This is a genomic window from Mycobacterium sp. IDUB_5 (assembly GCF_055419565.1).
On the sequence record NZ_JBVAXX010000001.1, the window covers coordinates 518,147 to 542,971 of the forward strand.

The 24,825-nt window shown below is 69.1% G+C and carries 18 protein-coding genes; 10 read left to right on the plus strand and 8 right to left on the minus strand.

All coding sequences use genetic code 11. From position 1 onward, the window contains the following. Nucleotides 1-18: 18 nt before the first annotated feature. The 3 genes from ACZY1G_RS02530 (at nt 19) to ACZY1G_RS02540 (ending at nt 3,513) form a co-directional block, all read left to right on the plus strand. Entirely contained in the window at nt 19-375 is a 357-nt protein-coding gene (locus tag ACZY1G_RS02530; RefSeq protein ID WP_463821509.1) for a nuclear transport factor 2 family protein, read from the plus strand. Beyond that, nucleotides 375-1,238 (plus strand): glucose-1-phosphate thymidylyltransferase RfbA, encoded by an 864-nt coding sequence (gene rfbA, locus ACZY1G_RS02535; protein ID WP_463821510.1) that lies wholly within the window; start codon nt 375-377, stop codon nt 1,236-1,238. Before ACZY1G_RS02530 ends, rfbA begins: the two co-directional genes overlap by 1 nt. A gap of 124 nt (nt 1,239-1,362) precedes the next feature. Beyond that, a complete protein-coding gene (locus tag ACZY1G_RS02540) occupies nt 1,363-3,513 on the plus strand; it encodes an NHL repeat-containing protein (protein ID WP_463821511.1) in 2,151 nt (716 codons plus the stop codon). On the opposite strand, the gene ACZY1G_RS02545 is transcribed toward ACZY1G_RS02540, so the two are convergent. After that, entirely contained in the window at nt 3,510-4,742 is a 1,233-nt protein-coding gene (locus ACZY1G_RS02545) for a YibE/F family protein (RefSeq protein WP_463821512.1), read from the minus strand. The genes ACZY1G_RS02540 and ACZY1G_RS02545 overlap by 4 nt on opposite strands. A gap of 119 nt (nt 4,743-4,861) precedes the next feature. On the opposite strand from ACZY1G_RS02545, the gene ACZY1G_RS02550 reads away from it, so the two are divergent. Next, nucleotides 4,862-5,533, plus strand: a complete 672-nt coding sequence (locus tag ACZY1G_RS02550; protein ID WP_463821513.1) for a DUF4304 domain-containing protein — start codon at nt 4,862-4,864, stop codon at nt 5,531-5,533. Here ACZY1G_RS02550 and ACZY1G_RS02555 read toward each other — a convergent pair. The 5 genes from ACZY1G_RS02555 to ACZY1G_RS02575 form a co-directional block, all read right to left on the minus strand. Further along, on the minus strand, nt 5,517-6,785 hold the full coding sequence (locus ACZY1G_RS02555) for a pyridoxal phosphate-dependent aminotransferase (RefSeq protein ID WP_463821514.1): 1,269 nt from the start codon (nt 6,783-6,785) through the stop codon (nt 5,517-5,519). The genes ACZY1G_RS02550 and ACZY1G_RS02555 overlap by 17 nt on opposite strands. A gap of 46 nt (nt 6,786-6,831) precedes the next feature. Continuing rightward, the gene (locus tag ACZY1G_RS02560) at nt 6,832-7,881 is read right to left on the minus strand and encodes a nucleoside hydrolase (protein ID WP_463821515.1); all 1,050 of its coding nucleotides are present in this window, start codon (nt 7,879-7,881) and stop codon (nt 6,832-6,834) included. 19 nt (nt 7,882-7,900) lie between these two features. Then, the gene (locus tag ACZY1G_RS02565; protein WP_463821516.1) at nt 7,901-11,071 is read right to left on the minus strand and encodes a (Fe-S)-binding protein; all 3,171 of its coding nucleotides are present in this window, start codon (nt 11,069-11,071) and stop codon (nt 7,901-7,903) included. 133 nt (nt 11,072-11,204) lie between these two features. Beyond that, a complete protein-coding gene (iniR, locus tag ACZY1G_RS02570; RefSeq protein WP_463821517.1) occupies nt 11,205-13,736 on the minus strand; it encodes an isoniazid response ATPase/transcriptional regulator IniR in 2,532 nt (843 codons plus the stop codon). A gap of 8 nt (nt 13,737-13,744) precedes the next feature. Continuing rightward, nucleotides 13,745-15,538, minus strand: a complete 1,794-nt coding sequence (locus ACZY1G_RS02575) for an Hsp70 family protein (protein WP_463821518.1) — start codon at nt 15,536-15,538, stop codon at nt 13,745-13,747. A gap of 240 nt (nt 15,539-15,778) precedes the next feature. On the opposite strand from ACZY1G_RS02575, the gene ACZY1G_RS02580 reads away from it, so the two are divergent. The 6 genes from ACZY1G_RS02580 (at nt 15,779) to ACZY1G_RS02605 (ending at nt 23,254) form a co-directional block, all read left to right on the plus strand. After that, a complete protein-coding gene (locus ACZY1G_RS02580; protein WP_463821519.1) occupies nt 15,779-16,321 on the plus strand; it encodes an Rv0340 family IniB-related protein in 543 nt (180 codons plus the stop codon). Nucleotides 16,322-16,578: 257 nt separating this feature from the next. After that, on the plus strand, nt 16,579-17,664 hold the full coding sequence (locus ACZY1G_RS02585; protein ID WP_463813469.1) for an IniB N-terminal domain-containing protein: 1,086 nt from the start codon (nt 16,579-16,581) through the stop codon (nt 17,662-17,664). A gap of 88 nt (nt 17,665-17,752) precedes the next feature. Then, nucleotides 17,753-19,582: an isoniazid-induced dynamin-like GTPase IniA gene (gene iniA / locus ACZY1G_RS02590; RefSeq protein WP_463821520.1), complete on the plus strand. Its 1,830-nt coding sequence runs from the start codon at nt 17,753-17,755 to the stop codon at nt 19,580-19,582. Between the two features lie 28 nt (nt 19,583-19,610). Further along, nucleotides 19,611-21,104, plus strand: coding sequence for a dynamin family protein (locus ACZY1G_RS02595; protein ID WP_463821781.1), 1,494 nt, complete (start codon nt 19,611-19,613; stop codon nt 21,102-21,104). Nucleotides 21,105-21,152: 48 nt separating this feature from the next. Next, nucleotides 21,153-22,913 carry an Hsp70 family protein gene (locus ACZY1G_RS02600; protein WP_463813471.1) on the plus strand — a complete coding sequence of 587 codons (1,761 nt, stop codon included), beginning with the start codon at nt 21,153-21,155 and terminating at the stop codon, nt 22,911-22,913. Then, nucleotides 22,910-23,254: a hypothetical protein gene (locus ACZY1G_RS02605; RefSeq protein ID WP_463821521.1), complete on the plus strand. Its 345-nt coding sequence runs from the start codon at nt 22,910-22,912 to the stop codon at nt 23,252-23,254. The genes ACZY1G_RS02600 and ACZY1G_RS02605 overlap by 4 nt, the downstream gene beginning before the upstream one ends. A 140-nt stretch (nt 23,255-23,394) precedes the next feature. Here ACZY1G_RS02605 and ACZY1G_RS02610 read toward each other — a convergent pair whose 3' ends face one another. After that, nucleotides 23,395-23,841, minus strand: a complete 447-nt coding sequence (locus tag ACZY1G_RS02610; RefSeq protein ID WP_463813473.1) for a hypothetical protein — start codon at nt 23,839-23,841, stop codon at nt 23,395-23,397. Nucleotides 23,842-23,881: 40 nt separating this feature from the next. After that, nucleotides 23,882-24,814 (minus strand): LLM class F420-dependent oxidoreductase, encoded by a 933-nt coding sequence (locus ACZY1G_RS02615; protein WP_463821522.1) that lies wholly within the window; start codon nt 24,812-24,814, stop codon nt 23,882-23,884. Between the last annotated feature and the right edge of the window lie 11 nt (nt 24,815-24,825).

The window sequence follows — 24,825 nt, forward strand, 5'->3', positions numbered from 1 at the left end:
CGGCCTAAGCTCTCGATCATGACCACTTCGGAGATGGCGACCGTGCTCGCCTGGCACGACGCCCTCAACGCCGGCGACCTCGACACGCTGGTGTCGCTGTCCAGCGACGACATAGAGATCGGTGACGCCTACGGCGCGGCACAGGGTCACGCCGCACTGCGGTCCTGGGCGCAGGGACTGGGCCGCACGATCGAACCCGGTCGCATCTACGTGCACGACGGTGTCGTCGTGGTCGAGGAGAAGGTCGAAGGCGAAGGTCCGGCCGCGTCGGCCTTCAGGGTGGTCGCCGATCACGTGACATCGGTGTTCCGGCACGACGATCTGGCTGCCGCGCTGGCCGCCACGGAACTCACCGAAGCAGACCTCACCGGCTGATGCGCGGCATCATCCTGGCCGGCGGATCTGGCACCCGGCTGTACCCGATCACCATGGGTGCCAGCAAGCAGCTGCTGCCGGTGTACGACAAGCCGCTGATCTACTACCCGCTGTCGACGTTGATGATGGCGGGTATCCGTGACATCGCCGTCGTCACCACCCGCGAGGACGCGCCCGCGTTTCGCCGGCTGCTCGGCGACGGGGCGGACTTCGGTGTCAATCTCAGCTACGCCGTGCAGGACGAACCCGAGGGCCTGGCACAGGCTTTCATGATCTGCGCCGACCACATCGGAACCGATTCGGTGGCACTCGTGTTGGGCGACAACATCTTCTACGGTCCCGGACTGGGAACCAGCCTGCGGCGTTTCCGCACCGTCGAGGGCGGATCGATCTTCGCGTACTGGGTCGCCGATCCGTCCGCCTACGGTGTGGTGGAGTTCGACGACGACGGGACGGCGTTGTCGCTGCAGGAGAAACCGGCCACACCGAAATCGCACTACGCGGTGCCGGGCCTGTACTTCTACGACAACGACGTCATCGAGATCGCGCGCTCGCTACGAAAATCGGCGCGGGGCGAATACGAGATCACCGAAATCAACCAGCGGTATCTCGAGCAGGGCCGGCTCAGCGTCGAGGTGCTCGCGCGCGGTACGGCCTGGCTGGACACGGGGACGTTCGACTCGTTGCTCGACGCGAGCGATTACGTACGCACGATCGAACGCAGACAGGGCCTCAAGATCAGCGTGCCCGAAGAGGTAGCGTGGCGGGTCGGTTTCATCAGCGACGACGAATTAGCCGCGCGCGCAAATAAACTCCTGAAGTCTGGCTACGGCGCGTATCTTCTGGAGCTTCTGGACCGCTGACCCGACTCGCGCATATATTGCTCATTGCCATACAGCCGTATTGGCCGTAAGTTTGCTGTGAACTCAACGGGGAGGACCAGTCATGGCGTGGGAGAACTGCATAGGTCGTGTCGGGGGATTAGCCGTGGCATTGGGAATCGGCTCCGCGATCGCAGCGGTACCGACCGTGGCCTGGGCCCAACCTGACGACACCCCGTCGGTCAGCCCCTCCGCCGGCCCCGCGAAAGCCTCAGCGGATACGAAGGCTGACACGAAGGCTGACAAGAAGGCCGACAAGCCGCTAGCCAAGCGCGGGTTCGGCGCGAAGCCGGCCGCGCGGGCCGAGGCCGCCGACGCCGACGATGCGAAATCGGTTGTCTCATCAACAGATACTGAAAGCGAAGCAGAAGCGCCCACCAAAGGCCGGCTGTTCAAACCCCTGTTCACGCCGCGGCCGGCAGCCGGGAAGGACGACCGCGACGACGATTCCGAGCCCGCCGCCGCGCCTCTGCTTCTGACGATGCTCGCCTCTGCCCGCCAGCAGGCCGAGGAGCGCCGGGCCGACCGGGCAGCAGCGGCGGCAACCTCGAGCGCCGTCCAGGCGAGCCCCTCCGTCGTGGCAGACCCCGCCGACACCGAGATCCGTGGAGTGCCGGACGGACCCGTGGTCATCGGCTCGACCGGCACGGTGTATCAGGTCACTCACGACGCGGACGGAACCCGCGTCAGCATCGTCGACAGCAGCGGGAACGTCGTCACCACCAGCGATGCGATCGCTGGTACATCGGGCTCGTCGATCCCGGTCGCCAGGCCGGATGGCTCGCTGGTGGTCGTCACGACCAACGACCGCGCCACCCGCTCCACGCTGTGGTCGGTGAACAGTCAGGGCGAGGTCACGAAGATCGCGACGGTCGCCGGATTCACCAGCGGTCGGCCGCAGGTGGGGGCCGACGGTTCGCTGTACTTCGGCACCAACATCCCCTTCATCTTCAGCCCCATCGGGAACATCGACTACCGCACGGTCCGCGTCTCGCCGACCAACACGGTGCGGACATACGCTTCCGACACGAGCGTGACGCTGGCGATCGACGGCAGTGCGTACCTGGTGTCGTCCCAGTTCGGTAGTCGGACGCTGCGTGCCATCGGACCAGACGGGAAGACGAAGACATTCCTGTTGCCCGGCGGGACCGACGGCATGGACCCGATCCGCGGCGAGGACGGATACATCTACCTTCCCGTCGGAGTCCGAACGCTGTTCGGTGGCAAGACAACTCGGATCTACACGATGCGAGACGGCGACAGCACCATTCGCACCGTGGCGGGTCTGCCGAGCGTCTACACGGTGAAGAACGACGGCGTCTACCTCGCGACCGTCACCTACCCGGGCAACACCGATGTCGGCAACGGCAGCACGTCCATCTACATCATCAACCCGACCGCCATCACCACGCCGAGGGTCATCGACGCACGCCTGCGCAGCTTCCAGGTCAGTGCAGAGGGCACGATCTACGCCGTGGTCAGAGACCCCGCCAGCACGCCGGTCGTCGTCATCAGTCCCGATGGCACCACACGCAGCACCGTCGAACTGCCCGGCACCGCACCATTCCTGACTGCCGCCAACCAGGTCCTCGGCGGGGGAGAACAAACCGACGACAACGGATATGTCACCTACACCGCGGACGGCTCGAATTACCTTGCTGTGCTGAACCCCGATGGATCGGTCAACCGCACCATCGCGCTGCCCGCAGGGACCGTGCCGGGCAATGTGTTCTTCGGTCCCGACGGCGCGGCCTATCAGATCAACCAGGTGCGTCAACTCGGCGGCGCAGCGACCGCGCAGATCCTGCTGACCTTGTCGAACGACACCTTCTCACCCGAGGTGCGAGGCCCGGCGCTCGTCAGCGGTCAGGCCGACGTCCAGTTCGCCCCCGACGGCAGCGGCTACCTGATCCTGCGCAACGATCCCGCTCTCGGCCTGCAGATCGTCGGCTTCGACTCCACCGGATTGACGGGGGTGGCCCAGACGCTGACACATCCCGTGACCACGGCATACCCGATCTACCCCGTGCAGACGCTGGTGTTCGGGCCCGACGGCACTGGCTACGCCGCGAGTAATGCCCCCGACGACCCAGCGGTGTACGCGTTCACCACGACCGGAGTGACCAAGGTGCTCGACCTCGACGACGGCACGCGTCCGACGGACATCCCCGTCGTCGGCCCCGACGGCACCGTCTACGTCACCACGGTCAGCGCCGACGGCTTCACCATCGTGCACACCATCGCGCCCGTGGTCTAGGTCGCGGCACGGTTCGGGGTGGCCAGCACCGCCGCGATGCCGGTGGTCAGCGGCACCGACAGCGCCAGTGCGATGCCGCCGACCGCCGAGCGGGCGATCTCGATCGCCACGCTCTCACTGGTCAGCACGTCGCCGAGTGACCGATTGGCGACGCTGAACAGCAGCAGGAGCGGCAACGCGCTGCCGGCATAGGCGAGCACCAGCGTGTAGACGGTGCTGGCGATGTGGTCGCGCCCCACCCGCATCGCGCCGACGAACACGGCCCGCCGGCCTGCTGATTCGACTCCGGCCAGCTCGAACACGGCCGAGGCCTGCGTGATGGTGACGTCGTTGAGGACGCCGAGAGAGCCGATGATGAAGCCCGCCAACAACAATCCGGTGATCGAGACGTTGCCCAGGTAGGCGGCGACCTCGTTGTTCTGGTCTTCCGACAGTCCCGTCAGATGGGCCAGTTCGATTGCGGCCCAGGACAGTACGGCGGCGAGAAGGAGCGCGGTCAACGTTCCGAGCAGCGCGGCGCTGGTGCGCAGGCTGACACCGTGTGCGAGGTAGATGACGGCGAACAGGATCGCAGCCGACGCGACCAGCGCCACCGGAACCGCGGGTGCCCCGTCACGCAACGCCGGTAGCAGGAACACCACCAGCACACCGAAGGCGATCACGATGCCGACCAGTGCACGCAGGCCACGCCAGCCCGCGACCGCGACGATCACCACGGCGAAGACCGCGGCCAGCACGGTCAGCGGCCACGTCCGCTCGAAGTCGTAGAACGCATAGCTCGTGGTCCCGGCGTCGTCGACCTGCCGGCTGACGCGGACGTGGTCGCCCACGGCCAGATGAGGTTGCCCGGGACCTCCGCTGAACTCGAGCAGCGTCGTGGCGCCCTTGTTCGGCCCGGAGTCGATGTCGACCAGCGTCTGCACGCACTGCGCACCCTGCCCGGGCGCCGGGATCGGATCCGCGGTGAGAACCGCGCCGGCCGACGGGCTGCCACAGGTCGCGGTCGTGCTCGACACGACGTGGCCCGCCTCGGTGGTGACCGCGCCGCCGGCACTGTTCTGGAAAGGCAGCGGGATGTCAGCTTTCGGGCTGCTGGGCCACAGCACCACCAGCCCGATCGCGACCGCGATGCCGCAGAGCGCGAGGAGGATGACGACGACCTTGGCTGCCAGCGGACCCAGTGGCGACGGGCCGCCCAGCGAGTGTGAATGGGAATGCGAGTGCGCCACCTTCGACAGAGTAGGCCGCGCAGCTGGCGGGATCACTCCGCCCACCGTTGAAATTGCTGCGGAACAGCCCCCTTCGGCGGCCCTAGTGTTCTTGTCAATCGATCTGACAGGGGGCGAAGGTGGGCAGGCAGAACAACGAGACAGCGTCGATGGACCGGGCATATCACGCGATGTTGGCGACGAAAGTCCCGCTGTTTCTCGGTGATCGGGGATTCGTGAAGAACGACAACGAGTTCCGCCGTCAACGCGGCGCGATCTACGACGTGATCGACTTCCAGGAGAACTGGCACAACGGATCTGTGCGTTGGCACGGCTTCTTCATCAACGTCGGGGTGGGTTCGACCGAGGTGGACGCGGCGTGCGCGGCGCAGCAGCGCGCGAAGGCGGGCCGTAATCGACACCTGCTCAACCGCCGTTGGGAGTCCCTCGTTCCCGAACTCCCGTACGAGTTGCGGTTCCGACCGGACACCGACATGGCCGTCTTCAGTGCGGAGTTGTGTCGTGGACTCGGCCTGCTACTGGACGCGCTCGAACGGATCGACAGCACAGCGGCTTTGGTTCGATACGCCGTCGAGAACAACCTGTTGATCGCCTACGAAACCACGTGCTGTTACCTCGCCGCGATCGACGACATCGAGACGCTGACCTCGTATGTGGCGACGCTGCGAGACTGGTTCGGCCATCAAGAGCGGTGGGTGAACTTCAGCCGCCAGATCAGAGAAGAGACGGGACGTTGGGCGTCGGCTCTGAGCGAGCGCGGCGTCCTGGATCCGGTCACTGCCGATAGCTGACCAGGAAGTTGCCCAGGCGCTCGATGGCGTTGGACAGATCGCGTGCCCAGGGCAGCGTCACGATCCTGAGGTGATCCGGTGTGGGCCAATTGAATCCGGTGCCCTGTACGACGAGGATCTTCTCCTGCAACAGCAGGTCGAGCACCAGCTGCTCGTCGTCGTGGATCTCGTAGACCTCGGGGTCGAGCCGCGGGAAGGCATACAGCGCGCCCTGGGGCTTCACGCAGGAGACGCCGGGGATCTGGTTGAGCTTGTTCCACGCCACGTCACGCTGCTCGAGCAGCCTGCCGCCCGGCAACACGAGGTCGTCGATGCTCTGGTGTCCACCGAGCGCGACCTGAATGGCATGCTGGGCAGGCACATTGGGGCACAGTCGCATGTTCGCCAGGAGGCTGATGCCCTCGATGAAGCTGCCGGCGTTCTCTTTCGGGCCGGTGATGACCAACCATCCCGACCGATAGCCGGCGACCCGGTAGGCCTTCGACAGGCCGTTGAACGTCAGCGTCAGCACGTCGGGGGCCACCGAGGCCATCGAGATGTGCTTGGCGTCGTCGTAGAGGATCTTGTCGTAGATCTCGTCGGAGAGCAGCAGCAGTTGATGTTTGCGCGCCAGGTCGGCGATCTGCTCGAGCGTCTCGCGGCTGTACACGGCGCCGGTCGGGTTGTTCGGGTTGATGACGACGATCGCCTTGGTGCGGTCGGTGATCTTCGACTCGATGTCGGCGACGTCGGGGTTCCAGCCCTGCGTCTCGTCACACAGGTAGTGCACCGGGGTGCCGCCGGCCAGCGACGTGCATGCGGTCCACAGCGGGTAGTCGGGTGCGGGGATCAGCACCTGGTCGCCGTTGTCGAGCAGCGCCTGTAGCACCATCTGGATCAGCTCGGAGGCGCCGTTGCCGAGGAACACGTCGTCGATGTCGAACCGTGGGAACCCGTCGACCAGCTCGTAGCGAGTGAACACCGCACGCCGGGCGCTGACGATCCCCTTGGAGTCGGAGTAACCCTGCGCGTAGGGGAGCGCTTGGATGATGTCGCGCATGATGACGTCGGGGGCCTCGAAGCCGAAGGGCGCGGGGTTGCCGATGTTGAGCTTGAGGATGCGGTGACCCTCGGACTCCAGGCGCGCGGCGTGCTCGTGTACCGGTCCGCGGATCTCGTAGAGGACGTCCTGCAGCTTGCTGGACTGCGTGAACTCGCGGGGGCGCACGTGCTGGCCACTTCCGGTCTGCCAGGGCACCTGATGCGTACTCATGCGTTCGATCCTCCCACGCTGTGTCCAGGGGATTTCTGAAGCACCTCTAGGCGTACTGCGCGGCACGATTGGTGTACTCCGCCCATGTGCGCTGGAAGTCCGCCGGGGACAACGTCGTCTCCCGGTGCGTGCCGACATCTCGGAACAATTCCGGTGCAAGCAATTCGAGCGCAGCAGACTGGTCCCAGAACAGCGATCGGCCGCCGTATCCAGAGTTCTCCCAGTTGTCGATGGCCCAGGAATTCGGGTGGTTCAGCAGGATCTGCTTCAGGGTGTTCGGCAGACCCACAGGCCCCAACGAGCGCGCCATGTCCAGCGTCGGACCGTAGACCGTGCCGACACAACCGGCTCGGTTGGGCGTCAGATCGCAGTCGCTGCGCGGCACGTCGACGAAACTGTGGTCCAGTCCCGGCAGCTGTTCGTGGAAAACCGTTGCGCACGAGGGTCTGTCGTAGGTGCAGTTGAAAGACTCGACCGCCTCGAGGTCGCCGTCACCGGTCAACGGTCGGCCTGAGATCACCACCCGACCGATCTTCGAGCGGATCGCCGGCCCGTAGCTCACGAATGACGTGAAGGCGCCGAGGAGTAACACGTCGACCCGTTGACAGTTCGCGACGCTGTCGACGATCTGGTGCACGTAATCGTCCTGCTGCGGAGTGGGTGGCAGCGCGGTAGGCAGGAAATCATTGAGCCGGTTCATCAGCTCGCGGAACACGAGCACGAAATCCCCGAAGCTCGAGGCGATATCGGATTCGGTTCGATGAACGCCCGCACCGACGATCACGGGGATCGCGCGCTGCCCCGGCTCAGCCAGCAGCCGACTGGTGGCCGCCGCACCCAGCTCGGGTGTCGTGAATCCCTCGGTGGTGACGACGGCTGCGACATGGCGGTTGCCGACGACCATCGGCATGGACATCATGTCGTCGATGTCGAGGTCGGTGTCGATCAGCACGCACGTGTCCGGAACCGCGCGGCTGTGCGGTGGGGCTGCCAGGCCCGAAAACGCCAACGCCGCCGTCGCGAGGACGACGGCGGCGAGAACTCTCGGCAGTCGAACGTGGGCCCTGTGTACGGGATCTGACGGAATTCCGTGCACAGGGCCCACGTTCGTGGAGTTACTTTCGGCCCGGGCGGCGTGCACCCTTGGCGATGCCGAGACCCTTCACCGGCGGCTCATCGCCGACGACGCGGGCCTCGCCGTTGCCACTGCCGTTGCTCGACGGAGCGGCGGGCTCCGGGTCCGCCTCAGCAGACTCCGGCTCGGCAGCGGGCTCGGCGACGGGCTCCGGCTCGGCAGCGGGCTCGGGCTCGGCCTTCGGCGCCGCAGGAGCCGCGGCCGCAGGCGCCTTCTTCGCGCCCGGACGGCGGGCGCCCGCGGCGATACCCAGGCCCTTGACCTCAGGCTCCGGCTTGGCCTCCAGACCGCGGTCGGAATCTGCGGTGTCGGCGGGCTCGGTGCCCGCCTGGGCCGCGTCCGGTTCGGCGTTGGCCGGCTGCACGACCGTCGCAGCGCCCTCGTTCGGGGCCGCCTTCGGCGCTGCGGCGGCCTTCTTCGCTCCGGGACGACGGGCGCCGGACGCGATGCCCAGACCCTTGACCTCGGGCTCGGGTGTAGCCGGTGCGGCAGACGTCTCCGCCGGCTTGTCGGCGGCCGGAGCAGAGGCAGCGGGAGCGGAGGCCGCGGGAGCGGAGGCCGCGGGCGCGGCCTTCTTCGCGCCGGGCCGCTTCGCCCCGCCCGCGATGCCCAGACCCTTGACCGGGGCTGCGGCCTCGGGTTCGGCCTTGGCCGGTGCCTCGGCAGGCGCAGCTGACGCGGCGGCCTTCTTGGCTCCCGGACGCTTGGCGCCGCCTGCGAGGCCGAGCCCCTTCGCCGGAGCTGCAACAGCGGTCTTCGCCTCGGCAGGGGCGGGCGCCTCAGCCTGCTTCTCCTCGACGGGCTTCTCCTCGACGGCCTTTTCCTCGACGACCTCGGCCGGCGCGGACGCCTCGACACGAGCCGCACGCTCCTCGGCTTCCTTGGCCGCGGTGCCCTTCTCGGGCAGCGTGACACCGGTCTTGTCGAGCGAGCCGAGCAGCAGCTGGGCGACGTCGAGAACCTCTGGCGTCTTCTCCAGGCTGCGCGTGGACGTCACGTCGTCGACGCCGTCGGTCATCATCACGCGGCAGAACGGGCAGCCCGTCGCGATCGCCGATGCGCCGGTGTCCACGGCCTCTTCGGAGCGCTCCACGTTCACGCGCTTGCCGATGTGCTCTTCCATCCACATCCGGGCGCCACCGGCGCCGCAGCACAGGCCGCGCTCGGCGTGACGCGGCATCTCGGTCAGCTTGGCACCGGACGCCCCGATCAGCTCACGCGGCGCCGAGTACTCCTTGTTGTGACGGCCCAGGTAGCAGGGGTCGTGGTAGGTGATGTCCATGCCACCATCAGCCGGCTTGACCGGCACCAGCTTCTTGTCGCGCACGAGGCGGTTCAGCAGCTGCGTGTGGTGCAGCACCGTGTAGTTGCCACCCACCTGCGGGTATTCACGGCCCAGCGTGTTGAAGCAGTGCGGGCAGGTCACGACGATCTTGCGGTCCACCCGCTCGACGCCCTCGAACAGATCGTTGAGCGTCTCGACGTTCTGCGCGGCCAGCTGTTGGAACAGGAACTCGTTGCCGGAGCGGCGGGCCGAGTCGCCGTTGCAGGTCTCGCCCTCGCCCAGCACCAGGTACTTGACTCCCGCGGTGGCGAGCAGTTCGGCGACGGCCTTGGTGGTCTTTTTGGCGCGGTCCTCGTACGCGCCCGCGCAGCCGACCCAGAACAGGTACTCGTAGCCCGCGAACGACTCGACGTCCTTTCCGAACACCGGGACGTCGAAGTCGACCTCGTCGATCCAGTTCGTACGGTCCTTGGCGTTCTGGCCCCAGGGGTTGCCCTTGTTCTCCAGGTTCTTGAAGAGGCCGCTGAGTTCGGCGGGGAACTCGGACTCCATCATCACCTGGTAGCGGCGCATGTCGACGATGTGGTCGATGTGCTCGATGTCGACCGGGCACTGCTCGACGCAGGCGCCGCAGGTCGTGCAGGACCACAGCACGTCGGGGTCGATGACGCCGCCCTGTTCGAGGGTGCCGACCAGCGGGCGGGTCGCCTGCAGCGGCGAATCGGCGGGGATGCGCTCGAAGCCCGACTCCGGCACGTGCTCGTGGGAGTGCTTCTCGCTCTCCTTCTCGCCGCGCACGTCCTCGCCGAGACCGCCTTCCGGCGTGTTCTGCAGCGGTGATTCCTTGCCGTCGAGGAAGTACGGCGCCTTGGCGAACATGTGGTCGCGCAGGTTCATGATCACGAGCTTGGGAGACAGCGGTTTTCCGGTGTTCCACGCCGGGCACTGCGACTGACAACGCCCGCACTCGGTGCAGGTGGTCATGTCGAGGTAGCCCTTCCAGGTGAAGTCCTCGATCTTGCCGCGGCCCAGCACCGCGTCCTCGGCGGGATCTTCGAAGTCGACGAGCTCGCCCTTGGACTCGACGGGCAGCAGCGGGCCCAGGCCGTTGGGCATCCGCTTGAACGTGACGTTGATCGGCGCCAGGCCGATGTGCAGGTGCTTGGAGTGCAGCACGATCAGCAGGAACACCAGCATGATCGCGATGTGGCCCAGCAGGGCCAGGGTCTCGATCCACTCGTTGGCGGGCTCACCCAGCGGGTGCAGAATCCAGCCCATGAACTGGGAGAAAAACGCGCCGTTGCCGTAGGGAAGCGCGCCGGTGTTGGCGCCGGCGCCGCGGACCAGGGCGTAGGTCCAGATGACGTTGAAGATCATGAACAGGATCAGCCAGGCGCCGCCGGTGTGCGAGCCGTAGAACCGGGAGTCGCGGCCGTGCTTCTTGGGCTCGCGAACGATGCGGATGATCGAGAACGTGATGATGCCCAGCAGCACGGCAAGGGCGAAGAAGTCCTGCAGGAAGCCGAGCACATCCCACCGGCCGATGATCGGGATGTGGAAGTCGTGGTCGACCAGCTGGCCGAAGGCCTCCAGGTAGACGGTGGCGAGGACGAAGAAGCCCCACATCGTGAAGAAGTGCGCGATGCCGGCAGTGTTCCAGCGCAGCAGGCGGGTCTGGCCGAAGACTTCTTCGATCTGGGTGGTGATGCGCTTGCCCAGATTGTCTTTGCGATTGTTGGCGTCGCTCATCGGCTGGCCCGACCGGATCAGCTTGGTCAGCCACAGCACGCGCTTGACCGCCAAGAGCCCGACGACGACGATCATCAGCGCCCCGACGATGATCCTGATCAGCATCTGGGTATCCACGCGCATCCTCCGGTTCTGGTTACCGCTGGGTAACTTAGACCATGTTACTGACAAGTAACTTAGCTCGCTGCCAGCTCATAGTCGCATCACGCACGGAATCGGCGCTACGAAGGTCGCCCTAACTACCGGTTGGTCAGTTCGCCGGAGCCAACATCACCCTCAGCATCGACAGCATTTCCGACCGCGATTCCGCGCCGAGGCGGCGCCGTATCCGGGCGACGTGATGCTCGACGGTCTTGGCTGAGATGAACAGCTGCGCCCCGATGTCGCGGTAGGGCAGGCCCTGCAGCAGTAGCTCGGCGACCTCACGTTCGCGCTCGGACAGCGAGGCGGCCGGCCGGGGGCGCGTGGTCGTCGGCGCCGTGGCCGGCCGCGCGTCGACGGCATCGGTGGGTGCCTCGGGTGCCGCGACCGACTGCTTGAGATCGCGAGCCAGCTGCAGCATCGCCTGGGACACCCGCGGATCGGTGGTGTGCAGGGCGGCCTGGCCGGCCAGCCGCGTGGCATCGGAGGTGTGGCCCACCTGGGCCAGCCCGCGCGCCGCCGCGGCCACCTCGACGGTGTCGACGGCATTGGCGAGCACCCGCAACCACGTGCGCCCGGCCGTGGCCAGGACTTTCGCCAGCGCCGAGTGCGCCGCCGCGGCCGTCAACGCCTGGCCGTGTGGTGCGACGTCGTCGGGAGAGTTGGCCAGGATGCCCGCGTGCACGCCGGCCCAATGCAGCGGAACCGACCACAGCACCGGATCGCCGAGCCCGGCCAGGGCCTCGAAGGCCTGGTCCACGGCGTGCCGCAGCCGGTCGACCTGACGCATCCGAGCGGCAGCCATCCACAGTTCGCCGAGCGGCAGCAGCGTGAACAGATCCGGGGCGCACTCGGCGAGCACTTCCATACCCGCGAACCAGTGGTGCTGCATCGCGCCCGTGTCGCCGCCGCGCCGGGCGATCGCGGTCTGCAACGCCGCCGCCCACAGCGCGTCGCGCCGATGCAGCTGACGGCCGGTCACCGCGGCGACGGCGGTCCCGGCTGCCTGCAGGTGGCCGTCCTGCATCAGCGTCCAGCCGTGCAGTAACCGGTGCCGGTACGTGACGAAGATCGCATCCGATGCCCGCTCACCATCGACGTCGTCACCGGACCCCTCCCGCACCGCCCGCCCGATCACCGAGCGGGCCCGCACCGGGTCGCCGCCGTGCAGTGCGGCCAGGGTCACCAGCGCGGCCGGGGTGTCAGGGGTGACGACGGACGGGTTCGTGTCGGGGCCGATCGCCTGACTGAGACGAGTGAGTGCGACGGGATAGGGGGCATCGAGCGTCAGCACCAACCCGTCGGTGACGGCGCGGGCCGCCCTCGCCATCGAGGTGGGCGGTCCCGACAGGGGCGCATCGGTGCCGGCACGTGCCGCGGCCACGTCCCCGGCAGCCATCGCCGAGATCGTCGCGGCGGCGCCGACGACGGCGTCGGGGGTCGGTCCGAGCCAGGTGAACAGGTCCCGGGCCTGGGCCGAATTCCCGTCGTGCAGGGCGACACTCGCCGCGATGCGCACCGCGGCAGACCGCTCGGCGGTGTCGGATGACGTCAGCATCTCGTCGGCCAGCCGCGCCGCCGTCGCACAGTCTCCTGTCAGCGCGAGAGCGTCGGCCACGTGCGCACCGGGTATCGCGTCGCTCGCTCGCGCCGCCGCCCGGTACAGGCGTGCCGCTCGCACGGGCGTCGCAGTGTCCGCTCCGGCCAGCTCGGTCAGCGCGGAGCCCAGCCGCTCGTCGCGCAGTCCGTGCTCGGCCAGCCGCAGCGCCAGCTCGGGTGTCAACGTCGACGTCGCCACCTGCGACGTCAGCACCGCCACTTCGACGTCGTGATGGTGTGCGGCGCCGACGATCGAGGCAACGGCGTCGTGGACGTCGCGCACGAAACCGGGCGGATGCGACGGGTCGAGGAGCCCGCTGGCACGAGCACGGTCGACCGCCGCCCGCGCGTCGCCCGGTGCGATGGCCAGGCCGGCGGCGACGTCGTCAGGTCCCAGGCCGGAGGTCAGCGACGAGATCAGCAGCGTGTCGAGCAGCGGTTCGTCGAGGCGGCGGAGGCGCTCGATCAGAGCGAATCGCGCGGCCTGGCGCACCGCCGGGGTGCCCTCACCGATCGCGGCCAGCGCCGGCCGCAGTACGAACGGCAGGCCGGCGGTGGCCCCGACGAGCATCCGCACCAGTTCGGGCGCGGCAGCCTCACCCAGTGCGGCGCCGCTGATCCTCCCCACGTCGACCGGCGTCAGCGGCCCGAGCGCGACCGGGAGGTTCTCGCGTTCGAGGGCGGTGACCAGGCGTCGGAGCGCCTGATGATGAGCGAGCGGTTGCGCCGCGATCACGAGCGTCGCGGTGGGATCGGCGACCAGCGCCGTCAGCTGCTCCAGTTCGTCGTCTCCGAGCAACTCGGCGTCGTCGACCAGCACCGCTGCGCCGTCGCTGTCGCCAGGACGGGGTGGCCGGGACAGCACGGGACGGCCGGCAGCGCGCAGAAGCTGACGCAACGCCGCCAGCACGATCGACTTGCCGGTCCCGATACCACCCGTGACTGCCAACTTAGTGGCGACGTGGGGGTCACGCTCGACCGCGCCCACCGCCTCGCGCGCCGCCGGCGGCAGATCGGTGGATCGAGGCCCCGGACCGGTCATCGCCGAGGTCAGGCGCCGGCGTCCGGGACGACCGTCGTGGTCACCGGCGGAGCCTCCGTCGTGGGCGGCGCGGCCGTCGTCGTCGGAGGAGCCGCCGTGGTGGTCGGCGGTTGCGTCGTGGTCGTCGGACGGGTCGTCGTGGTGCGCGTCGTCGTCGTGGTCGGTTGCGTGGTGGTCGTCGTGGTGCTCGTCGTCGTGGTGGTGGTCGGTGCCGTCGTGGTGGTCGACGACGACGGAGCCGTGGTGTCGGTGGTCGACGGCGGCGGTGGTGGCGGGGGCTGGCTCACCGTCGTGGTCGCGACGCCATCGGGGCCGATCGTCACCGTGGTGACCGGCGGGGGCAGCTCCACGGGCGAGGACGCCGCGGGAGGTGTGGCGGTCTCGGTGACCGTGCCCGGGTCTCCGTCGGAGCTGGTCAGCGTGATGGCCAACCCGCCTGCCGCCAGCAGCGCAGCGGCGGCAGCGATGCCGAACAGCACGGGCGGGCGCTTGTACCAGGCCAGCGGCGCGGGCTCGTCGAGCCGGTCGTCTTCCGGGGCGAACGCCACCGATGGCCGGGCCGGATCGGGGGAGGCCACGTAATCCGCGCCGGTGTAGGGGACCGGCTCGCTCCCCAGATCGTCGTCCTGAGACCACGCCAACGCACGGAACGTCGCCGATGCGGCCCCGTCGTCGGCGGCCTGCCCGGCAGCCAGACCCGCTGCGCCCGCGGCCCATGCCGCCGGTGCCATCGCGGTCGGCTCACCGGCTGCGGGCGCCAGACCGGTCGCGGCCTGGGCGTCGAGACTCTGGTTGGCCACCAGTGCCGCACCCGCCGCGACGTTGAGCCCCGACTCCGGCGTGGTGATCACCGGTGCCCGCAGGCGATCTGAAAGCCGTTGTGTGACAACGGGTATGGCGGCTCCACCCCCGACGGTCGCGATGGCTGCGACGTTGGCCGCCGGGACCGCGGCCCGCTGCAGGGCTTCGTCGATGACACCGAGGAGACCGCCGAGGGGTTCGGTGATCAGCTGCTCGAGTTCGGGTCGAGTGACCCGGATGTCCGACCGGACGCCGGGCAGCTCGGCAGGCACCACCGTCGCCGTCTGCTCAGAGAGTCGCTCCTTGGCCTTGCGGCATTCGTCGCGCAGCCGGGCCAGCGAGCCGACCGCGGCCGTGCCCGCCGGATCCGCGTCGTTGGCGTCGGCGATGCCGGACAGCACATGGTCGAGCAGGAGCTGGTCGACCGCGTCGCCGGAGAAGTCCGGATACCGCACCGTCTGGCCGACCAGATCGAGGTTGGCTCCCGCGTCGGCGAGCGTGACGCTGGTGCCGCTGCCACCGAAATCGACGAGCACCACCACCCCCTGATCCGGCAGACCCGGCGCGGCCTGCAGTGCGGCCAGGGCTGCGGAGGCGTCGGGGATGAGGGCGGCGGGCACACCGTCGGGGGCGAGGATCGGGCGGGATCGCAGCGCGCCCCGCAACGCGCCCAGCGTTCCCGGCCCCCAGTGCGCGGGCACGGCGATCGCGACCGGAGAGCCGCCGTCGACCAGACGCGCCATCGCTGCCAGCGCCTCGGCGAGGACGACCTCGCCGCGGTGCGCCGACCCGTCGGCAGCCACCAGCGGAACCGGATCGCCGACACGGTCGACGAAACCGCTCAACACCAGTCCGGGGCGCGTCGCGTCGGTCGGGATTCCGACCTCAGGTGCACGATCGGGATAGACGGTCAGGATCGACCGGCGCGTCACCGGTGGCCGGCCGACGCGCGCGGCCACCAGGTTCGTCATCCCGATCGACAATCCCAGTGGTTCGGTCATGGCGGTGGTGTCCCCTCCTCGGCCCCGTCGGGTCGGTCCGATGCTCGGACCGCACACCACCTTAACGGTGGGAGGCGGGGTGAACAGGCAAGCGCCCCTAGTGTCGCCGAAGCCCCTAACGGGCCATCCCCTAATGGCCCCACCTGCGAGGTGGGTCGAACACCGATCCGTCGAGGCCACCGCACCGATAGCATCGGAGCACACAAGCTGCCAAGGTCATATCGAGGGGAAGGTCAGGACGTGGCGAACTCACTGGTCGATTTCGTGGTGTCGCTGGTGCGCGATCCTGCCGCAGCGGCCGCGTATGCCGCCGATCCGGCGCAGGCTCTCGCCGACGCCCATCTGACGGATGTGACCAGCGTCGACGTGCAGAATCTCCTCCCGGTGGTCGCGGAATCGATCTCGACGGTTGCGCCGGTGCACAGCGTCGACGTGTTCAGCGCCGACCCGGGAATCGATCACGTATCCAACGTCTGGTCCAGCGGAGCCGCCACCGCCGCGTTCGATGCGTTCGACGACCACGTGCCCACCACCTCCGTGATCGACACCGAACATTCCGTGCCCACCATCGTCGACCATCTCGACGAACCCCTGGACCTGATGTCGGCCGTCGACACGTCACCCGAGGTTCCATCGGTGCAGCTAGAGGACCCGGGGGCCGAGCACCTGGGGCTCGCCGAGCCGATGGTCGCAGAGCAGTGGGCCCACGACGTCAGCGGTGGCATCGATGGTGTCCACGATGTCCACCTGATCGATCACCTGCCCGATGTCGATCTCTTCTGACAAACGCCGCCCGAAAAGCCCGCGCAGACCTGTCTGCGCGGGCTTTTTGTGTGTTGAGCTGCGCGAACGGGAGATTCCCCCCGATCCCCTGCTGACCCCCTAATCCCCTAACGGGGGTGGCTGCGAATCCCGTATGGGGGATCTGCAGCGGCGGGTGTCATCCCCGTTTCCGGGCCGCCGCGCAGTCCATAACGTGGTCTCCAGATCGCCGGGAACGGACCGGCGGATTGCCCCGGACACACCAGAAAGGCACTTCCATGACGACCCTGATCGACTTCATCCTCGACCTGTTCCGCAGCCCGGCGTCGGCCGCCTCGTTCGTCGTCGACCCTGACGGTGCCCTGCGCGACGCCGGCCTGCCGAACGTCACCGCCGCGCAGCTCGCCTCGGTCGCGGCCACCGCCGCACCGGCCGGATACGCACTCGGCGGCGGCGACCCGATCGTCGGACTGCAGCGCGCCGTGGCCGACCACCACCAGCTGGCCTCCAACTTCGCCTCTCCGTTCTCGCCCCAGACCTCCTGGGCCCCGCAGAACACCTTCGCCCCCGAGACGAACACCGACCTGGCCAGCCACAACAACATCCCGGTCGCCAGCCCGGTGCAGGACGCCGGCGCGAACGCCCAGAACGGCGCCTTCAACCTCGGCTTCGGTGACATCACCCTGGGTGACAAGAGCACCAACACCGCCACCAACGGTGGCGTCGTGGTCGACGGAGACAACAAGGGCGACATCGTCAGCGGTGACGGCGCGGTCCTCGGCAACAACAATGACGTCAACAACGGCGACATCCTCGCCGGGTCGGGCTCGCACGTCGCGGTCGGCCGCGGCAACGAGATCGAGGACAACAGCCAGCACGCGGGCGGTGACGTGGTCTCGGGCAACTCCGGCGCCGTGATCAAGGACAACGATCTGTCCGGCGGCAACGGCGGCGGCTCGCACGGCGGCGGCAGCCTGCTCGGCATCGGCAGCGGCAACTCCGCAGGCGGTGACGGCGGCAACGCCGGTTCGATCATCGTCTCGGACAGCCACGCCAACAGCGGAACGCAGACCACCATCGGTGGTGACTCCGGAAGCCACAACTCGGTGGACTCGTCGACCAACACCTCGGTGAACACCGAGACCTCGCACGACACGTCGATCGAGGACCACTCCTCGAGCTACGAGTCGAACATCGGGTCGGGCAACGAGACCGCGATCGGGTCGGGCAACCACACCGACACGTCGCTGTTCTCGGGCAACGAGGCCGGGCTGTCGTCGCACACCGACATCGCCTCGCACAACCCGGACGTCGCGTCTCACAACGATGTGGCCTCCCACAACCCCGTTCTCGACGCGTTCTGATCCACCCACCCGCTGGCGGGGACCGCACCGGTCCCCGCCAGCTCGGCGTTTACCGTTGACATCCAGAGCGAAGGCGAAGGAGGGGTACATGACCCAACCGACCCGCGTGCTGATCGAGCTTCTCGACCACACGAAGGCGATCGCCGAGACCCGCCAGCGCGGGGACCTGGTCGCCCGGCTCGCCCGGGCCAAGACTCGTGTCGAGGACCCGCAGATCCGCGTCGTGATCGCCGGCCAGCTCAAGCAGGGCAAGAGCCACCTGCTGAACTCGCTGCTCAACATGCCGGTGGCGCGTGTGGGCGACGACGAGTCGACGGTGCTGCCCACTGTGGTGTCCTACGGCGATCCGGCGTCGGCCCGCCTGGTGGTCGCTCGCGCGGGTGGCGACGAGCCGGAGCTGGTCGAGATCCCGGTCACCGAATTGGGCACCGACCTGCGTCGCGCTCCGGTGGCCCGCGGCCGTGAGGTGCTGCGCATCGAAGTGACCGCGCCGAGCCCGCTGCTCAAAGGTGGCCTCGCGTTCGTCGACACCCCCGGGGTGGGCGGACACGGCCAACCGCACCTGTCGGCCACGCTGGGCCTGCTGCCCGATGCCGACGCCATGGTGCTGGTCAGCGACACCAGCGCCGAGTTCACCGAACCGGAGATGACGTTCCTTCGCCAAGCCCTCGAGGTGTGCCCCGTCGCCGTGATCGTCGCGACCAAGACCGACCTCTACCCGCACTGGCGCCAGGTGGTCGACGCCAACACCACACACCTGCGCCGGGCCGGCGTCACCACGGCGATGATCCCCGCGTCGTCGGTCCTGCGCAGCCACGCCGTCCAGCTCAACGACAAGGAACTCAACGAGGAGTCCAACTTCCCGGCGATCGTGAAGTTCCTCTCCGAGGAGGTGCTCGGTAGGCAGAAGGACCGGGTGCGCGACCACGCTCTCGGCGACATCCGCGCCGCCGCAGAACACCTGATGCTCGCCGCGCAGGCCGAACTCGCCGCGCTCAACGACCCGCACACCCGCGAGAAGCTGACCGCCGACCTGGAAGCCCGCAAGCAGGAGGCCCAGGATGCGCTGCAGCAGACCGCGCTGTGGCAGCAGGTGCTCTCCGACGGCATCGCCGACCTGACAGCCGACGTGGATCACGATCTGCGGCAACGGTTTCGAACCATCACCTTCCACACCGAAGCGGTGATCGATGCCGGCGATCCGACGCTGCAGTGGGCCGAGATCGGCGCCGAACTGGAAGAGGCGGTGGCCACCGCGGTCGGCGACAACTTCGTGTGGGCCTACCGGCGCGCCGAGGCGTTGGCCGCCGAAGTGGCCCGCACGTTCTCCGAAGCCGGGCTCGACTCCGTCCGGATGCCCGCCCTCGACCCGCGCGCCATGGGTGCGGAATTCGCCGAGTTCTCGTCACTGGCCCACCTCGAGGCCAAGCCGATCAAGACCGGCCACAAGATCGTCACCGGCATGCGCGGCTCCTACGGCGGCGTGCTGATGTTCGGCATGCTGACCTCGTTCGCCGGGCTGGGCATGTTCAACCCGCTGTCACTGGGTGCCGGCCTCGTGCTGGGCCGCAAGGCCTACAAGGAGGACATGGAGAACCGGATGATGCGGGTGCGCAACGAGGCCAAGACCAACGTGCGCCGATTCGTCGACGACGTCGCGTTCGTCGTCGGCAAGGAGTCCCGCGACCGGCTCAAGGGGATCCAGCGTCAGCTGCGCGACCACTACCGCGGGATCGCCAATCAGACCAGCCGCTCGCTCAACGAGTCGCTGCAGGCGACGCTGGCCGCGGCCAAGGTGGCCGAGAGCGAACACGCAGGCCGGGTCAAGGAACTCGAAAGGCAGCTCAACATCCTGCGCCAGGTGGTCGAGCACGCCGACAAACTCGCCGTCGAAGGGTCACTAAGCTCGAAGAGCTAGACAGTCGGGCGAGCAGGACGGGACGGCACTGAGCACCAGCGACCGCGTGCGGGCGATCCTCGGCGGCACCATCGCCGCCTACCGTGCCGACCCCTCCTACCGCGACCGCCCCGCCCTGCATCACGAGCTCGCCCGCGTCGGCCACCGGCTCAACCAGCCGATGCGCATCGCGCTTGCCGGCACCCTCAAGGCCGGCAAGTCCACGCTGGTCAACGCCCTCGTCGGGGACACCATCGCCCCGACCGACGCCACCGAGGCCACCCGCATCGTGACGTGGTTCCGGCACGGGCCCACCCCGCGGGTGAGCGCCAACCACCACAACGGCCACCGCTCGAACGTGCCGATCACGCGTGACCCGACCGACCGGGGTCTGACCTTCGACCTGGCCCGGCTCGACCCCGAGGACGTCGTCGACCTCGACGTGGAGTGGCCGGCCGCCGAGCTGGTCGACGCGACGATCATCGACACCCCCGGCACGTCGTCGCTGTCGCGCGACGTGTCCGCCCGCACGCTGCGACTGCTGGTCCCCGCCGACGGGATACCGCGCGTCGACGCGGTCGTCTTCCTGCTGCGCACCCTCAACGCCGCCGACATCGCGCTGCTCCAACAGATCGGGGACCTGGTCGGCGGCTCGGCCGGCGCCCTCGGCGTCATCGGGGTCGCCTCCCGGGCCGACGAGATCGGGGCAGGCCGCATCGACGCGATGATGTCCGCCCGCGACGTCGCGCAGCGGTTCACCGCCGAGATGGACCGCACCGGGATCTGCCAGGCCGTGGTGCCGGTGTCCGGCCTGCTCGCGCTGACCGCCCGGACCCTGCGACAGAGCGAGTTCGTCGCGCTGGAGAAGCTCGCCGGGGTCGAGGGCGCAGAGCTGGCGAAGGCGATGCTGTCGGTCGACCGGTTCGTCCGAGAGGACGCTGAAGGAAGCCCGGCCCTGCCTGTCGACGCCGCGACCCGGGCTGCGTTGCTCGACCGCTTCGGCATGTTCGGCATCCGGATCTCGATCGCGGTGCTGCGCGCCGGGGTCGGCGACTCGGTGGCCCTGGCCGAGGAGCTGCTGGAACGCAGCGGGTTGGTCGCGTTGCGCGAGGTGATCGACCAGCAGTTCGCCCAGCGCTCGGAGCTGCTGAAGGCGCACACCGCGCTGCTGACGTTGCGGGAGATCGTCACCCGCAACCCGATCCCCGCGACACCGCACATCCTCGCCGACATCGAGCCGCTGCTCGCCGACACGCACGCCTTCGAGGAGCTGCGACTGCTCAGCGCGCTGAGGTCCCGCCCGACGACGCTGAACCCCGACGAGATGGCCTCGCTGCGACGGCTGATCGGCGGGTCGGGCGCCGACGCCGCAAGTCGGCTGGGCCTGACGCCGGAGACCTCCGACGACGGTCCCCGGGCGGCGTTCGCCGCGGCGCAACGCTGGCGTCGCCGCGCCGAGCACCCCCTCAACGACCCCTTCACGACGCGGGCCTGCCGGGCCGCGGTGCGCAGTGCCGAAGCGCTGGTCGCCGGCTATTCCTGAGTGCGCTCGCGCGCTTAACGTTTCGGCCGCGCCGAGCGATGGACAGGTATGCGTTCTTCTGTGGGGATTTCGCTGGGTTCGGCGAACGTCGTCGCGGTGGCCGACGGCCGGCCGATCGTCCGGCCCACGGCGGTGACGGTCCGGCCCGGCGTCACGGTGACCGGTTTCCTCGACCGCGTCGGGGACCCGGTGCCCATGCTGGCCGCCGACGGTTCCGCACACCGTGCCGACCGCCTGGTCGCCGCCGCGATCGAGGCCGCTACCCGGCACGCAGCTCCTCGGCGGCGCCCGCAGGTCGGCGCCATCGCGGTGCCCGGGCACTGGACCGCCGGCGCGATCGCCGCGCTGAGTGCCGCTGCCCCCCACCTGCGCGTCGTGCCCGACACGACCGCAGCGCTGACCGCGGTGGCGGCCGGAGCCGGCCTGCCGGCGCGTGGCGTGGTGCTTCTCTGTGACCTCGGTGCCGGCGGCACGAACATCACGCTCGCAGACGCCGGTGCCGGGTTCGCGCCGATCGGGCCGACCGTGCGCTGCGATGACTTTTCCGGCGACCTCATCGACCAGGCGGTGCTGCGCCACGTGGTCGACGGGCTGAACCTCGACCCGGCCGGCACCTCTGCCGTGGCCTCACTGCACGATCTGCGGGCCGAGAGCCGGGCCGCCAAAGAGCGGCTGTCGCAGGTGACTGCGACCGCGCTGGCCGGGGCTCGCGGTCCCGTCCGCGTGACGCGCGGTGAACTCGAGGCGCTGATCGACGAGCCCCTCGATCGCCTGATCGCGACGATCGTCGACATCGTGCACCGCGCCCGCGTCGTTCCCGTCGCTGTCGTCACTGTCGGTGGCGGAGCGCGTATTCCACTGGTGACACAGCGGCTCTCCGACGCGTTGCGCTGCCCGGTCCGCACCACCGCGCACCCGCAGATCGCCGCGGCCGCCGGCGCCGAGCTGCTCGCCCGACGCGGTCTCGACCAGCAGGCCGTCACCATCGCGGCGCCCGCGCACGACACCGTCCTCGCGCCGCTCGTCCCTGCGCTGGCCTGGTCGGCCGAGGACGACGACGCGGCAGAGACCGAATTCGCCATGCCGGCTGCGGACACCGGGGCGGCGGCGCGACCTGTCGTGCAGTTCAGTCATGAGTCCGCCGCAGAGAGCCCGGCGACGAAGCGTGTGGCGGCACCGGTGTGGCTCGCGGGCGCGGCGTGTGCTGCGGCGATCGCGACGGCTGCGGTGATGCTGACCAGCCAGATCGCCCGCAGCGACGAGACCACGGCCGCGTCGGGCATCAGCACGCCCGTCGCCATGCACGCGCTGGAGCCCTCCGCGGCACCCCCGGCGGAGGCACCGCCGGCCGATACCGTCACGCAGGCGGTCCAGGCCGCCGCGCCGGCACCCCAGCAGGTCGCGGTCCAGGCCGCCCCCGCGCCGGCGGCTCCGCAGGGTCAGGTGGTCGCCAAGGAAGCAGCTCCCGCGCCGGCTCCCGCTGCACCCGCACCGGCTCCTGCGCCGGCGCCCGCCCCGGCGGCACCCGCTCCTGTGTGGCCGAGAATTCCGTTGCCGCAGTTCACGTTCCCCGCACCAACGCCGAAGCCGAGTCCCGAGCCTGCGCCGTCGTCGGCCCCGCCGTCCACGCCAGAACCGACCCCGACGCAGACACCCACGCAGACGTCGACCCAGGCGCCTGAGCCGTCGACCCCGGCACCCTCCAGCGAGGCGCCCACCAGCGAGGCACCCGCGACGACTACGGCTACGGCGCCGGTGGAGGAGCCGACGACTGCGTCACCGTCTGTGTCGCAGTCTCCGTCTGCGTGACGGTGCTCGTACTGGTACTCGTACTCACCGATGTCGAGGGCGTTGTCGTCGCCGTGGTCGTCGTCGGCGCAGTGGTCTCGGTCGTCGTCGGTGTCGTGGTGGTCGTCGTCGGAGCTGTCGTCTCGGTGGAGGTCGCGGTCGTCTTGTCCGTGGTCGAACTCGGCGCGACAGCCGGCGCCGAACTCGATGTCAGCGGGGTCAGCGACGCGGTCGTCGGCTCCGACGGGGCGTCCCCGGTGATGGCCTTCGCGAGGCCGAAGATGATCAGCGCGACGATGACCGCGCCGAGCGCTCCGAACGCCACCAGCGCAGCGGGCTTGCGGTACCAGGGCGTCGGCTGAGCGTGTTCAGCCTGGTAGTCGTCCTGATAGCCGGGTTGACCGTAGCTGCTGAGCTGGGTCTCGTCGTCGTCGGAGTAGTAGTTGTCGTCGTCACCGGATCCGTTTCGCGCCACGGATCCCGATAGTAGGGCTCTCGCCCGCTACGTCCCCGGGTACAGCGTGCGTGTCACGTTGGTCCTCGGCCGTTTGCGCGTCGTCGTGGTGTCGCCGTCGTCGTCATCGTCGCGGGTGCGTGACGTGCGGGGTGGCCGGGATGTGCTCGACGTGTCGGAATCCGTGGTGGTCGGCGGCGTCGACTCCGGATTGATGTCGGTGGTCACCGGGGGGCTGGTGCTGGTGATCGTCCCCGTGGTGGTCGGTGTCGACGACGCCGGCGCCGAGTTCGACGAGAACGTCGGGTCGACGTAGTTCAGCGGTGCCGGCTCAGGACCGGAGAACTGCCGACCGAGCCAGAGCCCGCCCGCGACCAGCGCCGCGATGACCGCCAATCCCACCACGCTGACGCCGAGAAGCGTCGAGGTGCGGTTGTGCCACGGAACGTCCGACGGATCGCGATGCGCGCCCTCGTCTCGATCCGGCCTGGTCACGGCCACCGATAGTAACCGCGGGCCGGCCCGATCCGCTGAGTCAGCCGAACTGGGGGACGACGGACTCGGCGAAGAAGTCGACGTGGTCGAGGTCGGACATGTCGAGGAGCTGCAGGTACACCCGCTGGACGCCGGCCTCGACGAAGGGTCCGAGCTTGTCGACGATCTCGTCGGGGGAGCCGACTGCGGGGGAGTTGCTGCGCAGTTCGTCGACCTCGCGGCCGATGGCAGCGGCGCGGCGAGCGATCTCGTCGTCGTCCCGGCCCGCGCACACCACGAACGCCGCGGAGTACACGATCGAATCCGCCGGTCGGCCCGCCGCCTCGACCGCGTCGGCCACCCGGCCGAACTGGGTCTTCACCGTGTCCAGTGGCGCGAACGGGATGTTGAACTCCTTCGCGAAGCGTGCCGCCAGCGCCGGTGTCCGCTTGGCGCCGCCGCCGCCGATGATGATCGGCGGATGCGGCGACTGCGCCGGCTTGGGCAGTGCCGGCGAGTCCGCGATGCTGTAGTGCGTGCCGTCGTAGTCGAAGGTCTCGCCGGTCTCGGTGGTCCACAACCCGGTGATGATCTCGAGCTGCTCGGTCAGCCGGTCGAACCGCTCGCCCAGCGGCGGGAACGGGATCGCATACGCCTTGTGCTCAGCTTCGAACCAGCCCGCGCCGATGCCGAAATCGACACGGCCGCCGCTCATCTCGTCGACCTGAGCGACCGAGATGGCCAACGGACCCGGGTGGCGGAACGTCGCGGAGGTGACCATCGTGCCGAGTCGGATCGACGTCGTCTCGCGGGCCAGGCCTGCGAGCGTCACCCAGGAGTCGGTGGGGCCGGGCAGCCCGTCGCCGCTCATCGCGACGTAGTGGTCGGATCGGAAGAAGGCGGAGTAGCCGGCGCTCTCGGCCGCCTGTGCGACGGCGAGCTGATCGGCGTACGTGGCGCCCTGCTGGGGTTCGACGAAGATACGGAAGTCCATGGCTTTCTCCT